We start from the raw sequence: 13,688 nt of genomic DNA, 5'->3' as shown, positions 1-13,688 counted from the left end.
TTCAAACGGCTGGTCAGCGGGCACCGCGGCACATTATTTACGCCTTGGACCGGTGCGATCCGGTTTCAGACATCAGGCACGAGCACTGCACGAGCACTTCAGGACGCGAGGACCTCGTCGAGCAGAGCCTCGGCCTTGTCCTCGTTGGTGTTCTCCGCGAGAGCGAGCTCGCTCACCAGGATCTGGCGAGCCTTGGCGAGCATGCGCTTCTCACCTGCGGAGAGTCCACGCTCGCGCTCACGACGCCACAGGTCACGAACTACTTCCGCGACCTTGATGACATCGCCGGAGGCGAGCTTTTCGAGATTTGCCTTGTAGCGTCGGGACCAGTTCGTCGGCTCCTCGGCATACGGCGCGCGCAGCACCTCGAAGACCCGGTCCAGCCCTTCCTGACCGACTACGTCACGCACACCCACGAACTCCGCATTGTCCGCCGGCACACGCACCGTCAAGTCGCCCTGAGCGACCTTGAGCACCAAGTAGGTCTTGTCCACGCCTTTGATCTGGCGAGTTTCGATAGCCTCGATCAGCGCGGCCCCGTGATGGGGATAGACCACGGTGTCGCCAACCTTGAACGTCATGTGACAGGTACCCCTTCCGTGGCTATCAAGAGTAACACGAGAACGGCTTCTCCTGAATGGCGTTTTCGCAGGTCAGGGCATATCTCGGGGCTTGACAACTGCAACACGTACGTGCTGCGGAAGGCTCCTCGGGGACGGTATTCGCAGGTCGGAGCGGCTGTACGGGCGAGGAGAAACGCGGACGTTACACCCGTCGGAACTTGCTCGGAAGGGACCTAACGTCCCGTTTTGCCGGGTTCAGGATGGTGAACTTTCCGTACTCCGTTCGAGGATCGATCACCCGTACGGCGGTAAGTGCCGATGGTCAATGAAATTGATCAACGGTCGGCCGTCGCGTGGATGTCGCGGGATTATCCGCAATGAATGCGCCGGAGCACGCCGGGGCCGGTGGAACTCCCGGGAACTCCTGCGGGAAGCACGGGGAACTCCTGGAGGAAGCACGGGCTGAACGTCCGGCGGAATTGATCAAGCCTGTTATGTGAACGGCTTGCGAATGATCACGTCCGGGCCGGCCGCGATCCCCGGGGCGTCCGGGGGGCGGGTCGGTTGCGGGCCGGGGACAGCGGCTCGGTAACCTGACCGCTGTCACACCGCTCGGGGCGACTTCGACACGACTCGCCCGACCCCGTCCGTAAGTCCGCTCGTCCAAGGAGTTGCCCCCGCCGTGAGCCGCAGCCTTCGACACGGCGCTCTCGCCGCCACCGCCATCGCGTTCTCGATCGCCGCGCTCTCCGCATGTGGTGCGGGCAAGAACGCGCAGACGCTCGAAGTCAGGCCCGACAACGCCGCGACCTCGGTCGGCGCCATCAAGATCCAGAACGCCAATGTCGTCACCCAGCCGGAACGCGGCGCCAAGGGCCCGGCCGTGGTGATCGCCACGCTGTTCAACAACAGCGCCAAGGCGGAGACCCTCAACGGCATCGCCCTGACCGGCACCAGCGCCTCCGTGCAGCTGCACCCCGCCAAGGGCACCGGGCCGCTCGTCGTACCGGCCGGCGGCCGGGTCGTGCTCGGCGGCAAGGGCAACGCGGCCGCCGTGATCGAGAACGGCAGCGAGGCCGCGCAGAACGGCAACGTCCAGAACCTGGTCTTCAAGTTCAGCGAGTCCGGCGACATCCCGCTGGGCGCCACCGTCGTCCCGGCCACCAGCTACTTCAAGGGCTTCGGCCCCAGCGCGCTCCCGGAGCTGCCGAACGCGACGGCCTCGAACCCGGCCGACGCGACGCCCTCCGGCTCCGCCACCGAGACGCCGGGCACCCCGTCCGGCACCCCGTCCGGATCGGCCTCGTCGAGCGACACGGCCACCCCGACCGACGCGGCGTCCGACTCGGCACAGCCGAACACCTGACCCGCGAGCACACGCGGACCATCGCGCGAGCACACGCGGACCCGTTCGAGTACACGCGAAAGCGCGCATACGGCTGAGGCGCCTCCCGGCTCGGGAGGCGCCTCAGCCGTATGCGCGCTCGCGGCGGGCCGCGGGCCGGTTTACGGCTCGAACTTGTACCCGAGGCCCCGCACCGTCACCAGGAACCTCGGCGCGCCCGGGTCGGGCTCGATCTTGGCGCGCAGCCGCTTGACGTGGACGTCGAGCGTCTTGGTGTCGCCCACGTAGTCGGCGCCCCAGACCCGGTCGATCAGCTGCATCCGGGTCAGCACCCGCCCGGCGTTGCGCAGCAGCATCTCCAGCAGGTCGAACTCCTTCAGCGGGAGGTCGACCTTGCCGCCGGAGACCGTGACGACGTGGCGGTCCACGTCCATCCGGACCGGGCCGGCCTCCAGGGCGGCCGGGGTGACCTCCTCCGGCTCGCCCCGGCGGCGCAGCACCGCGCGGATGCGGGCGACGAGCTCACGCGAGGAGAAGGGCTTGGTCACATAGTCGTCGGCTCCTATTTCCAGGCCGACGACCTTGTCGATCTCGCTGTCCTTGGCCGTGACCATGATCACGGGGACGTTGGACTTGCTGCGCAGCTGCCTGCACACCTCGGTGCCGGGCAGTCCGGGCAGCATCAGGTCGAGCAGTACGAGGTCGGCGCCGTTGCGCTCGAACTCGTCCAGGCCGTCGGGACCCGTGGCCGCGATGGCGACCTCGAAGCCTTCCTTGCGGAGCATGTAGGACAGGGCGTCGCTGAAGGATTCCTCATCCTCGACGACAAGCACTCGGGTCACGGAAGAGCCTCCGGGGCAGGGAATGAATCAAGAGTGTCGGGGGCGGCGGCCGGGTACGGCCCCTCGTCGCCGTTGACGATGAGCGGTCCGCCGGATGTACGGTCCCGTTCCCTCACGGCGCCCGCTTCGGGCAGCCGCAGGGTGAAGGTGGAGCCCTGTCCCTCCGAGCTCCAGACGGTGACCTCCCCGCCGTGCGAGGCGGCCACGTGCTTGACGATGGCGAGGCCGAGGCCGGTGCCACCGGTGGCCCGTGAGCGGGCCGGGTCGACGCGGTAGAAACGTTCGAAGACCCGCTCGCGGTCCTTCTCCGAGATGCCGATGCCCTGGTCGGTCACGGCTATCTCGATCTCGTCCCCGCCGGACACGGCCACCCGGCGGGCGGCGATGCCGACGCGGGTGCGGGCGGGGCTGTAGTTGACGGCGTTCTCGACGAGGTTGCCGAGAGCGGCGGCGAGCTGGCCCCGGTTGCCCCAGATGCGGAGCTCGGCGGTGCCGCCCGCGGCCATGGTGATCTGTTTGGAGCCGGCCTGCTGCCGGCAGCGGTCGATGGCCTCCGCGACCAGTTCGTCCACCCGGACCGGTTCGGCGTCCTCCAGCGGGTCGTCGTTCTGCACCCGGGAGAGGTCGATGAGCTCCTGTACGAGGTTGGTGAGCCGGGTCGCCTCGATCTGCATCCGGCCCGCGAACCGTTCCACCGCCTCCGGGTCGTCGGAGGCGTCCATGACGGCCTCCGACAGCAGGGACAGCGCCCCGGTCGGGGTCTTGAGCTCGTGGCTGACGTTGGCGACGAAGTCGCGCCGTACCGCTTCGATGCGACGGGCCTCGGTGAGGTCCTCGACCAGCAGCAGCACCAGCCTGGAGCCCAGCGGGGCGACCCGGGCGGAGACCGCGAGTGCCTCGCCCCGGCCGGTGCCGCGGCGCGGGAGGTCCAGTTCGACCTGGCGTATCTCACCGTCGCGGCGGGTGTCCCTGGCCATGTTCAGCATCGGTTCGACGGCGAGCCGCCCGCCCCTGACCAGCCCCAGCGCGTACGCGGCGGAGCTGGCCTTGACGACACTGTCGCTCTCGTCGAGCACGACGGCCGAGGAACTGAGCACGGACAGGACCGTATCGACTCCGGGAGGCAGGGGGGTATTGCTGTCGGGCCGCAGGGAGGTACGCGTCGGCTTCTTCTGGTCGCGCTCGCTCCAGCGGAACGCCAGCATCGCGATCACGCCGGTGCACAGCCCGGCCATCGCTGCAGCTGCGGCGACCGCCGCGTTCACGTCCATGGCTCCAGGTTATGCGGCCGGGCGGACACTCTCCCAGCCATCCGAGTGCCTACTCGAACACTCGTCGCCCAGAGTTCACCGAGGAGCAAGCACCGGTTCACTTGGCAGGTCGGAACCCGACGCGTACGGCCGTCACGGTGGCAACGTGGGGTTCAGAGCTGGCCCCGGCCTCGGTTAAGGACTGGAGAGGGACTTCCCATGCGTGACGCGTACCACGAGGAACTCGACTCGATCGGCGAGGGGCTGGTCGAGATGGCCAGGCTCGTCGGGTCGGCGATCGGCCGGGCGACGACGTCCATGCTCGATGCCGACCTGAAGCTCGCGGAGACCGTGATCGCCGCGGACCAGAAGGTCGACGACCTCCAGCACGACCTGGAGGCCAGGGCCATCGCGCTGCTGGCCCGCCAGCAGCCGGTGGCGACGGACCTGCGGATCGTGGTGACCTCGCTCCGGATGAGCGCCGACCTGGAGCGCTCGGGCGACCTCGCCCAGCACGTCGCCAAGCTGGCCCGGCTGCGCTTCCCGCAGTCGGCGGTGCCGCACGACCTGCACGCCACCATCCTGGAGATGGGGCAGCTGGCGCAGCGCCTGATGGCCAAGGCCGCCGAGGTGATCATCACCAAGGACGTCGATCTGGCGCTCCAGCTGGAGCAGGACGACGACGAGATGGACCTGCTGCACCGCACGCTGTTCCAGCACCTGATGGACGACCGGTGGAAGCACGGCATCGAGACGGCCGTGGACGTGACGCTGCTGGGCCGCTACTACGAGCGGTTCGCCGACCACGCCGTGTCGGTGGCCAAGCGCGTCGTGTACCTGGTGACGGGCGAGCACGCGGACGATATCCAGCAGGCGGCGCCGGTCGAGGGCGCGTAGCCGGAAGCGGCGGGCGTACGACGGCGCACTTCTTCGCACATGCGTTCCTGCGCGTGTGCGCCGTTGATGCGCCTGCCCGGGTGGGCATGCAATGGGGTGGGGCGGCACGACTTGTCCGTACGCCCCGGTCGTGGGCCCTGTGCGGGCGTACGGCCCTGTCGTACGCCTTGAGGAGGAACCATGGCCGATTCCCCCACGACCGAACCCCAGCAGGAGACACCCGCCGACGTGGCGCACGGAGCCGTCCTCGGCGCCTGCGGCTGCGGCTCGGGCTGCGGGTGCGGATGCCAGTCCGGAGCGCCGTGCCAGTGCGGCGGCTGCTCGGGCTGACGGACACGGAGCAGCGGCGGGCACCCCACGCGGGGAGCCCGCCGCGTACGACTGTGCGAGTCAGACCGTGCGGGGCGGCGGTGAACTTGTGGCGGGTGCCGCACTGGTGCCGGCCCCGGTGGCCTCGACGGAACCCTGGCCGCTCTCCACCGTCGCGCCCGGCTGCGGCAGGTTCCGCATCAGCAGCCAGTACCCGAACGCGGCGACGGTGCCCAGGACCGCGCACATCCCCCACAGCCACCCGGCCCCGAAGTGGTCGATGACCACCCCGGACAGCAGCGGGGCGACCAGCGCGGCGGCGGCCCAGGAGAGCGTGTACATCCCCTGGTAGCGGCCCCGGCCGTGGGCCGGTGAGAGCTGGACGACCAGCCCGTTCTGCACGGGCGCGTTGACGATCTCGGCGACCGTCCACACGCAGATCGTCAACGCGTACACGGCGACGGACCCGGCGAACGCGGTCAGCCCGAACCCGTACCCCGCCAGCAGCGACGAGACGATGAGCAGCCGGCGCGGGTCGCGGTGCTGGATGAAGCGGGTGACCGGGATCTGGAGGACCACGATCAGCACACCGTTGACGGCGATGGCGGTACCGAAGTCGGAGCTGCTGAACCCGTCCGTCCCCATGGCCACCGGCAGCCCCACGTACCCCTGCTGGAAGATCAGGGCGATGACGAAGGACAGCCCGGCGATCCCCATGAACCGCCCGTCGCGCAGCACCGTGCCGAGCCGCACGTCGTCGGCGTCCGGGACCCCCGGCGCACCGGCGGCCGTGGCGGCCTTCTCCGGGCGGGACTCCGGCACCTTCAGGAAGACGACGACGGCGCAGAACAGGGTCATCACCGCCTCAGCGACGAAGCCGGCGCGATAGCTGTACTCCGCGATGAACCCGGCCCCGGCCGAGGAGACCGCGAAGCCCAGATTGATCGCCCAGTAGTTGAGCGAGAAGGCCCGGACCCGGTCCTTGGCCGGGACGATGTCAGCGATCATCGCCTGGACTGCGGGCCGGGAGGCGTTGCTCGACATGCCGACGAAGAAGGCGACAGCGGCGATGGCCGCGGGATGGACCATGAAGCCGAGCACCGCCACCGAGACGGCCGTCGAGACCTGCGCGGCCAGCATCGTGGGCCGCCGCCCGAACCGGTCGGCCATCACCCCCGCCCCGAGCGAGGCCACGACCCCGCCGAGCCCGTGCAGCGCGGCGACCAGCCCGGCGTACGAGGCGGAGTAGCCCCGGTCCAGGGTCAGGTACAGGGCCATGAACGTGGCGACGAACGCCCCGAGCCGGTTGACCAGGGTGCTGGTCCACAGCCACCAGAACTCCCTGGGGAGCCCGGAGACGGTGTCACGGGTGGCCCGTCTCAGCGCGGTGACAGACATGCGGGTTCCCCCCGGGACGTAAGAAAGCGCATCGGCGACGTCAGGAATCGGATCAGCGACGCAAGGAATCGGATCGGCGGCGGCCCTCGGCACACCGGGCCGTTCCACCACCGGGACGAACACTACGAACCCCGGATTCCGCCCTGCCACCCAATTGACGCCTGCCGTCAATCGAAGCCGCACCGCCCCTCCCGGCCCCCGCCCGGCTGTCCGCTCCGTGGCCGGGCGCGCGCGGCCCGCACGGGTTCGATTACGCTCGGACGCATGGCCGACGCACCGTACAAGCTGATCCTCCTCCGCCACGGCGAGAGCGAATGGAACGCGACAAATCAGTTCACCGGTTGGGTGGACGTCAACCTGACCCAGAAGGGCGAGAAGGAGGCGGTCCGCGGCGGTGAGCTGCTGACGGAGGCCGGCCTGCTTCCCGACGTCGTGCACACCTCGCTCCAGAAGCGCGCGATCCGCACCGCCCAGCTCTCGCTGGAAGCGGCGGACCGCCACTGGATCCCCGTGCACCGCTCCTGGCGGCTGAACGAGCGCCACTACGGCGCCCTCCAGGGCAAGGACAAGGCCCAGACCCTCGCCGAGTTCGGCGAGGAGCAGTTCATGCTCTGGCGCCGCTCGTACGACACCCCTCCCCCGGAGCTCGCCGACGGCGCCGAGTACTCGCAGAGCGGCGACGCCCGCTACGCGACGATCCCGCCGGAGCTGCGCCCGCGCACGGAGTGCCTCAAGGACGTCGTCGTGCGCATGCTGCCGTACTGGTACGACGGCATCGTCCCGGACCTGCTGGCCGGCCACACGGTCCTGGTCGCCGCGCACGGCAACAGCCTCCGCGCCCTGGTCAAGCACCTCGACGGCGTCTCCGACGCCGACATCGCGGGCCTGAACATCCCGACGGGCATCCCGCTCGCCTATGAACTGGACGCGGACTTCCGCCCGTTGAAGCCGGGCGGCACCTACCTCGACCCGGACGCGGCGAAGGCCGCCATCGAGGCCGTGAAGAACCAGGGCAAGAAGAAGTAAACAGAGCTGAGGAAGCCCCCTACCTGCGGGTTCTCCGCCGGTAGGGGGCTTGTTGTTGTGCTGGGGCCGTCTCTGGGCCGTCAGCTGGTTGACCGGGCCGTACTCAGCGCTTCAGGAAGTCCGGCTCCGGCTGTTCTCTCGTCTCTGCCCGGGCTCCCGCATCGCGGAGGGCCGAGACGGCCGCCGCCGCGGCTTCCTCGGAAATGCCGGTGAGGATCACGGCGGGAGCCTGTGTCACCAGAACCTTGCTGTGCCAGAGGCTCAGCCTCTTCAACCGACGCACGACCTGGACGACGTCCATCACGCGCAGACCGGCTTCGATGAGCACCACGTCATGAGGCACGTCGTCGCACACCAGCAAGAAGTACTCGTCTGCCAAGGCCCTCCCCACCCCTCTCCGGTTCGGAGCGTACGAGCCCTCAGCCGCCATGTCGCACCGTTTTGGTCTAGCCGAAGACAGCAGCCACGGCTTTGCGGGTCCGCTCCTGGCTGGACGGCATCAGGTGCGCGTACACGCAGAGCGTCAGACCGGGGTCCGAGTGGCCCAGGTACTCGGCCAGGGCCTTGATGTTCTCCCCGGCGTCGAGGAGCACCGAGGCGTAGAAGTGCCGCAGTGCGTGCATGCCGTTCTCGCGGGACTCGGCGTACGGCTGTCCATGCTCGGGGACCGGGATCACCCCGGCGCCGGCCAGCGCCCGCTTCCACGCTTCCTCGTTGAGCGACGTGCGCCAGACATGACCTCCGCGCGGCCCGGTGAAGATCAGTCGCTTGGTCACCGGGGGACCGTCCGCGACCTTCCACGGCAACGTGATCTCGACCGGCGGGAACTCCTTCATGTGCGCCCGGAGAGCGTCAGCGACCGGCCTGGGGAGCGGCACGTCCCGAAGCTTGCCGCCCTTCGGCGGAGCGAATACGGCCTTGCTGCGGCTCAGTTTTAGTTGCTGGACCACGTGGAGCGTGTCCGACGTGACGTCGATCGCGTCGACGGCCACGCCAAGAATCTCGCCCTGCCGGAGCCCACAGCCGGCGCCCAGATCGACCATCGCTCGGAAGCGTTCAGGCATGGCCGCACGAACAGCTGAAGACCCGATTCGGCATCCACGGTGTGACGCGCTTGGTGTCGACGGTCGGCGGTCGGACAGAACGAGCCGCACACGGATTGCGGGGGAGATGCCCGTCATCCACCGCCGCGCTCAAGGCGGCCCGCACGTTGGAGTAGATCGTCCGGGCGTACGAGCCAAGGATGCCGTTCGCCTGGAGTTGCCGTACCCAGTCGCGGATGTGCGCGGGTTGGAAGGAGCCGAGTGGGCGCGTACCCAGGTACGGGAAGGCGTGCAGCCGAAGCTGCGACTCCATCGAGGCTTGGGTGTTCGGGTCGGAGCCCTGGGAGGTGACCCAGTTCTCCGTGTACTGCTGGAACGTGATCCGGGCCGCGCGAGGGTCGATGTACTGACCCCGCGCCATGTCAGCCTCGATGTGCGCGAGCCACTGATCGGCAAGCCGCTTCTGCCTATCGGGGAAGCTCTTGGCCTTCTCCGTACCGTCCGGGCCGACGTAGCGAGCCCTGTAGCGAAGCCCGGAGGCGTAGCGGTCGCTCTTGACCTTACGGACCTTGCCGTCTGGGCCGGACTCGCTTTTGTACCACCGGTCCTGAATGTGCCCGGCCATCAGGCAACCGCCCTATTCATCAGGGACTCGACCCAGGCCCGAACGTCGTTGGGGTCGTAGCGCAGGTGCCGGCCGACCCGGAAGCCGCGGGGACCGGTGCGCTTACGGCGCCACTGGTAGACCGTCTCGATCGGCACGCCCAGGAGTTCGGCGACGTCCAGAGGAGTCAGGTACCGCGCCGGGAGGGGGCGCGGTCTGTCGGGGACCTGCGCCACGGTGAGACGCCGCTCAGCCACGGGTTGGCTCTCCTTCCGTTCCGGGGGCGGGTGCGAGGGATGCGGTGAGCCAGGCTTCGGCGGAGGACAGGCCGGTTCCGGCGAAGACCCAGTGCGAGACGACGAGGGTCGTGTCCATCTCGCCCTCGGTCGCTGCCGCGGTTTGCGCGCGACGCCATTCGGCGCGGGCGGTGCGGAGGGCGCCGAGGGTGGTGGAGTAGCGGCGGGACTTGGTGGAGAAGTGGCCGCGGAAGCCGAGCATGTGAGCCCAGGCCCGGAGCCGAAGGTCCTCTAACTCCTTGCGTGCGCCGAGCGTCCAGGCCGTTCGGATCAGTCGGAGGGTGTGGTCGCTGATGTCGAGCTGGGCGAGTTCGGCGAGGAACTTGAGCGGGCGGTCGAGAGCTCCCGTGGCGGTCTCGGCACCCTTGGTGGCGTACTTGGCGATGTAGGAGGCAACGGCCCGTTCGGTCAGTTCTTGGCCGCCGTCGAAGTCGGCTTTGCGGCCCCCCAACCGCTCCGCCGACCGTCAGGACGAAGGAGAATGCAAATCGCCCGTCAGGGAAACATTGACAATCCTAACGTCACTCTCTAGGCCTGAAGTAATCTCATGCTTCAAAGCCTTAGATTCCCTCACACCCGTGACCGAGCCATCCGGTCCGAGCGACAGGCTGAGGGTGAAACGACTCTTATCCATGAACGGACTAACGTCAATCTCCCCGCTGAAACCACCCACCGGCCGGACACTGAGATGCCGAAGGTTATTAAATTCCGCAAGCTTACCCAGGTCGCAAGATTCGAACCGTCCCCGAATCGTAAGATGATGCAGACCGGAGGCCAACGAAAGGGCACGATAAAGCTCCGGATCAAAATGCCAAACAGAAAGCCGTTCAAGCTTCTCCATTTCTTGCAGATTTGAGAAATCCGGAACGGAGTATGGCCCCAATGTTAGCTCTTTCAGGTTTCGGCAGGCCGACGCAATGTTGGCGACATCAACGTGACCTTCACCGTGAAACTGAAAGGAGGTCAAGGATTCCATTTTCGGGATCCGGGAAAGATGAAGCCCTTCGGAAACGAAAGCCGCGAATTCCTGCAAGTGGGTAAGATCACCCAGTGCCTCCACGCTCCCGGACGCTGTGAAGGCCGTTATGACCAGTCGCGACAGATTCGGACACTTGCGCACAGAATCAAAGGAGAAGTTTGTCACTGCTCTCCGAAGGACCAAGGATTGCAGCCTACTACTCTCCGGAAGCCAATCCATGGAATCGGCTGAGCAGAATACATCCAATTGCTCAAGATTCGGCAAATGCCTCACAGCGCTAAGTATCTCCGGCACGCCGATTGTAATCTCTTTCCAGGCTTCATGGTTCTGCCCCAGCACTCTTTCCGCATATTCCTCGGCTTCGAAATATTGCCAAGCGCGCTCGATCTCCCGCCTGACTTTAAGTCTCTTGTCCAGTGCGAACCTTGATACAAGTGACAGTGCACCGTCGCCTCCAATGATGGACGCCATTCGAATTGTGGCAGCGGCTTCCACGGCAGCCAGGCGTCGCTCTGGAATCAGCGGAATAACCATTTCGCCTGCAGATGCAATCTCTTTGGCGTCGGCCATGGTTCGAGGAGGGATCAGTCGAGCCATCGCCTTCTTGACCCGCTCGTGAACCTCTGGGTCACACTCTCCAGCTGTCTCAAGGCAGGCTGCCGCCAACAAATGCAGTTGGCTTCGATATGCCAGCTCCTTCTCTCCGCGCTCGAGGAGTCTACTGAGGATCCATGAGCGCTCCTTCGGTCTTGCATGCCCAACAGCCATTACCACAACTTCATGCCATTGATCCAGATGAGCGTTGGTCACCAAAGCTTCGAGATCGTCAACTTCTACGATCCGAGCAGCCGCTAGGAACTCTTGGAATGTACGGTGCACGAAATCGACGCGCCCTGGAACAGGGCGTCGCAGACATCCGCTTCGCACTAGGAGATAGTCAAAGACTTCGTCCGGGGAAGCAACGACAGAAGGCATAGATTCCAGCGAAATGAAAACCTGATTCACCGCTTGCTCTTGAGCGGAATCAGTAAGCCCGTTGCGAATCAACCAATACGCAAATCCTCCGAGGATTGATTTCTTCTGAGAGTCGCTGATATTGGGGGGCTCAGGGTATTCGATCCGCCGCTCTCGGTCACGCCTTAGTAGCAGCATGTCTAGGGCTGCCCTGTACAGCTCCATGCGATCCTTGGGCAGCTGTGAATGCCTATCTCGATTCAAGGTGCAGAGCAGTGCGCAGAGAAGCGGGTTGGAAGCCAAACGCTTTAGCTGCCGCTCCTCTTTGATGGACCCGATTAGATCGATCTGCCCTTGATTCAGAGAGGTGATCTCAGCGGCATCATTTTCCGCCGCACGAGCTGCATCATGCCAATGCTGAACGAAATTCTCAACATCCTTACTACTCATTGGCAGCATGTCGAGAGTCGCGAATTCGTCTTGTGAAAGCCAGCCTGATTCTGCGGCGGCAGGCCGAGACGTTACGAAGTAGTGAGCACTGGGGTAGGTTCGAATCAAATCACGCAACCACTTGCGGGCTTCTTCCCGCTGATTGCTCGGCAATTCATCAACACCATCGATCAGGACAAGAGCACGTCCAGTCCTGAGGATTCGGCTAACCCACTTATCGGGCATTTCGTCGGCAAGGTGCGTTCCAACCTCGGGGAAAAATTCTGCTGGTGAAGGGAGCTGCTTGTTCGCAAATCTCCGTAGAGGAAGAATGAATGGCACAAGTGTATTCCATTGCGCCAGTTCCCCTTCAAGGCTCCTCCTGGCTACGTTGACCGATAGCCACTGGAGGAGCGTTGTCTTCCCAGACCCCGCGTCGCCTCGAAGCAGAATGCGCTTAAGGGATGAAATTGCGTTCTCTGCCTTCATTCCGGCTGGCGCCAATGATGACCCAGCCTTGCCTACCGAGCCGCTCAGCTCGTCGTCATTCCCCATACTTTCCCTGAACAAATCCGGGTTCTGACTGTTGGTCCCTTGGGCAGGCGAGACGCTGAGTGTGATGTAAGCGGTCGTCAAACTATAAGAACGGTTAGAGCGTTCGGCTAGATCAAGCCCGAAGATTTGGAGGTGATCGAGCGACTCCTCTACAAGCGAACAGTAACGTGCCTCAAATTCAACGTCGGCGGCTCGAAGGTCCTGCCCCAAACGGTCCTGAATCTTTTCCACTGCCTCGGCAAGCAGTTTCATACGCTTAAGGAGGTCAATGTCAACCCGCGCCGAAAATGTTGGCCACGTGGAGATGAATTGAACTACCTGCAACGAGATTCGATAGACAAGGATTTCATAGAACGCGTCCGCCGAGGAGGAGAGGGCGGCACTCTTTCGGATTTTGGTACTCTGTCGAAGTACCTCTGTGGCGTACAGTTGCGAGTCGAGCGCACACTCCCAGATATCTACTTTCGCATTACCGAAACTGTCGCCAGCTAGTTCAAGTGCCGATTGTTTCTCGTTTTCGGCAATTTCGCGCAGCTCATGACGCAAGTAGGCGTCAAGCCCTTTTTCGACATGTTTGGCAAGTTGCTTGATATCGGCTTCCTCGACCGAAGTCGGCCTAGTCGACCTCAGGCGCGGAATGCGCGGACCGCGAGCCACGCCGGCTCCCTGGCCCGGAATAACCGAACGCACCGCAGCGCCCACTACTGTACCGAGGATGGCGGTTGCAATTTTAGAGGCGACTATGTCAAGCATTTTTGAACCTGCTCCAAACTTTATTGAACTAATTGCAAGATGAGGTGTCCAGTGAATTCGCTGACGCTTGGTTGGTACGGTACCGAAACATGCGGTACCAGGTTGCCAATTCGTCAGATTTTTGTCGTGTGAGACTTCTGGATCACGCGAGGCCACGTGCGGGTACCGAACCTGCACAGGTAGATCCAACTCAAGGTCAGCCCTGAGTAAGCCCTGGATGCCCTCGACTCCCCGGCTGGGAGCTGCGACCGTTGTCACGGATCCCGCCGTGTCCTATTGCTCTGGTCGACGACAAACCTCGATAGCTTGGCTGAGGCCGGTGGGGGTGCAGCGAGGCCACGCGCGCCTAGCCTCGAAGTTTCGTGACGGTCCGCCGACGGTGTCGGTGGACCGTTTTCGTGTCGTGGGCCGAGAGTGGGCAGGTTGAGGGCCCGAGTGTCGTCTC

The 13,688-nt window shown here is 65.2% G+C and carries 11 protein-coding genes and 2 pseudogenes; 4 read left to right on the top strand and 9 right to left on the bottom strand.

Features of this window, described 5'->3' with window-relative positions; translation table 11 throughout:
• Positions 1 to 98: 98 nt before the first annotated feature.
• Complete coding sequence (locus ACGFU6_RS21870; RefSeq protein WP_006380568.1) at positions 99 to 581, bottom strand: CarD family transcriptional regulator; 483 nt, start codon at positions 579 to 581, stop codon at positions 99 to 101.
• A gap of 664 nt (positions 582 to 1,245) precedes the next feature.
• Between ACGFU6_RS21870 and ACGFU6_RS21865 the strand changes: the two genes are divergently transcribed.
• Positions 1,246 to 1,929 carry a DUF461 domain-containing protein gene (locus ACGFU6_RS21865; RefSeq protein WP_393613031.1) on the top strand — a complete coding sequence of 228 codons (684 nt, stop codon included), beginning with the start codon at positions 1,246 to 1,248 and terminating at the stop codon, positions 1,927 to 1,929.
• Positions 1,930 to 2,069: 140 nt separating this feature from the next.
• Here the strand turns inward: ACGFU6_RS21865 and ACGFU6_RS21860 are convergent, their stop codons facing one another.
• Together ACGFU6_RS21860 and ACGFU6_RS21855 are read right to left on the bottom strand one after the other, a co-directional pair.
• Positions 2,070 to 2,750 (bottom strand): response regulator transcription factor, encoded by a 681-nt coding sequence (locus tag ACGFU6_RS21860; protein WP_123524569.1) that lies wholly within the window; start codon positions 2,748 to 2,750, stop codon positions 2,070 to 2,072.
• The gene (locus ACGFU6_RS21855; protein ID WP_393613029.1) at positions 2,747 to 4,021 is read right to left on the bottom strand and encodes a sensor histidine kinase; all 1,275 of its coding nucleotides are present in this window, start codon (positions 4,019 to 4,021) and stop codon (positions 2,747 to 2,749) included. The genes ACGFU6_RS21860 and ACGFU6_RS21855 overlap by 4 nt, the downstream gene beginning before the upstream one ends.
• A 198-nt stretch (positions 4,022 to 4,219) precedes the next feature.
• On the opposite strand from ACGFU6_RS21855, the gene phoU reads away from it, so the two are divergent.
• Together phoU and ACGFU6_RS21845 are read left to right on the top strand one after the other, a co-directional pair.
• Positions 4,220 to 4,897 (top strand): phosphate signaling complex protein PhoU, encoded by a 678-nt coding sequence (gene phoU, locus ACGFU6_RS21850; RefSeq protein WP_123524571.1) that lies wholly within the window; start codon positions 4,220 to 4,222, stop codon positions 4,895 to 4,897.
• A 180-nt stretch (positions 4,898 to 5,077) separates the two neighbouring features.
• A complete protein-coding gene (locus ACGFU6_RS21845; protein ID WP_393613027.1) occupies positions 5,078 to 5,227 on the top strand; it encodes a hypothetical protein in 150 nt (49 codons plus the stop codon).
• A gap of 60 nt (positions 5,228 to 5,287) precedes the next feature.
• On the opposite strand, the gene ACGFU6_RS21840 is transcribed toward ACGFU6_RS21845, so the two are convergent.
• Positions 5,288 to 6,604: an MDR family MFS transporter gene (locus ACGFU6_RS21840; RefSeq protein WP_393613025.1), complete on the bottom strand. Its 1,317-nt coding sequence runs from the start codon at positions 6,602 to 6,604 to the stop codon at positions 5,288 to 5,290.
• A 264-nt stretch (positions 6,605 to 6,868) separates the two neighbouring features.
• Between ACGFU6_RS21840 and ACGFU6_RS21835 the strand changes: the two genes are divergently transcribed.
• Positions 6,869 to 7,630 carry a phosphoglyceromutase gene (locus tag ACGFU6_RS21835; RefSeq protein ID WP_123524573.1) on the top strand — a complete coding sequence of 254 codons (762 nt, stop codon included), beginning with the start codon at positions 6,869 to 6,871 and terminating at the stop codon, positions 7,628 to 7,630.
• Positions 7,631 to 7,733: 103 nt separating this feature from the next.
• Here the strand turns inward: ACGFU6_RS21835 and ACGFU6_RS21830 are convergent, their stop codons facing one another.
• The 5 genes and pseudogenes from ACGFU6_RS21830 to ACGFU6_RS21810 all read right to left on the bottom strand — a co-directional run bounded on the left by ACGFU6_RS21830 (position 7,734) and on the right by ACGFU6_RS21810 (position 13,243).
• The gene (locus tag ACGFU6_RS21830; RefSeq protein ID WP_393613023.1) at positions 7,734 to 8,009 is read right to left on the bottom strand and encodes a ribosomal protein L7/L12; all 276 of its coding nucleotides are present in this window, start codon (positions 8,007 to 8,009) and stop codon (positions 7,734 to 7,736) included.
• 67 nt (positions 8,010 to 8,076) lie between these two features.
• Positions 8,077 to 9,298: pseudogene (locus tag ACGFU6_RS21825) on the bottom strand (tyrosine-type recombinase/integrase).
• Entirely contained in the window at positions 9,298 to 9,534 is a 237-nt protein-coding gene (locus ACGFU6_RS21820) for a helix-turn-helix domain-containing protein (RefSeq protein WP_393613021.1), read from the bottom strand. Before ACGFU6_RS21820 ends, ACGFU6_RS21825 begins: the two are co-directional and overlap by 1 nt.
• Positions 9,527 to 10,015: pseudogene (locus ACGFU6_RS21815) on the bottom strand (replication initiator); the annotation flags it as partial. The gene ACGFU6_RS21820 and the pseudogene ACGFU6_RS21815, both read right to left, overlap by 8 nt.
• 24 nt (positions 10,016 to 10,039) lie before the next feature.
• Entirely contained in the window at positions 10,040 to 13,243 is a 3,204-nt protein-coding gene (locus ACGFU6_RS21810; protein ID WP_393613019.1) for an NACHT domain-containing protein, read from the bottom strand.
• Positions 13,244 to 13,688: the final 445 nt, after the last annotated feature.

This window comes from Streptomyces sp. NPDC048462, assembly GCF_043200175.1.
GTDB lineage: Bacteria > Actinomycetota > Actinomycetes > Streptomycetales > Streptomycetaceae > Streptomyces.
The sequence above is the reverse complement of the archived record's forward strand: the minus strand, read 5'-3'. Positions and strand labels throughout refer to the sequence as shown.

What these genes read in the sequence shown, in the direction of transcription:
- ACGFU6_RS21870 (WP_006380568.1), bottom strand. Translation starts at nt 581, where the DNA reads ATGACGTTCAAGGTTGGCGACACCGTGGTCTATCCCCATCACGGGGCC.
- ACGFU6_RS21855 (WP_393613029.1), bottom strand. Translation starts at nt 4,021, where the DNA reads ATGGACGTGAACGCGGCGGTCGCCGCAGCTGCAGCGATGGCCGGGCTG.
- phoU (WP_123524571.1), top strand. Translation starts at nt 4,220, where the DNA reads ATGCGTGACGCGTACCACGAGGAACTCGACTCGATCGGCGAGGGGCTG.
- ACGFU6_RS21845 (WP_393613027.1), top strand. Translation starts at nt 5,078, where the DNA reads ATGGCCGATTCCCCCACGACCGAACCCCAGCAGGAGACACCCGCCGAC.
- ACGFU6_RS21840 (WP_393613025.1), bottom strand. Translation starts at nt 6,604, where the DNA reads ATGTCTGTCACCGCGCTGAGACGGGCCACCCGTGACACCGTCTCCGGG.
- ACGFU6_RS21835 (WP_123524573.1), top strand. Translation starts at nt 6,869, where the DNA reads ATGGCCGACGCACCGTACAAGCTGATCCTCCTCCGCCACGGCGAGAGC.
- ACGFU6_RS21810 (WP_393613019.1), bottom strand. Translation starts at nt 13,243, where the DNA reads ATGCTTGACATAGTCGCCTCTAAAATTGCAACCGCCATCCTCGGTACA.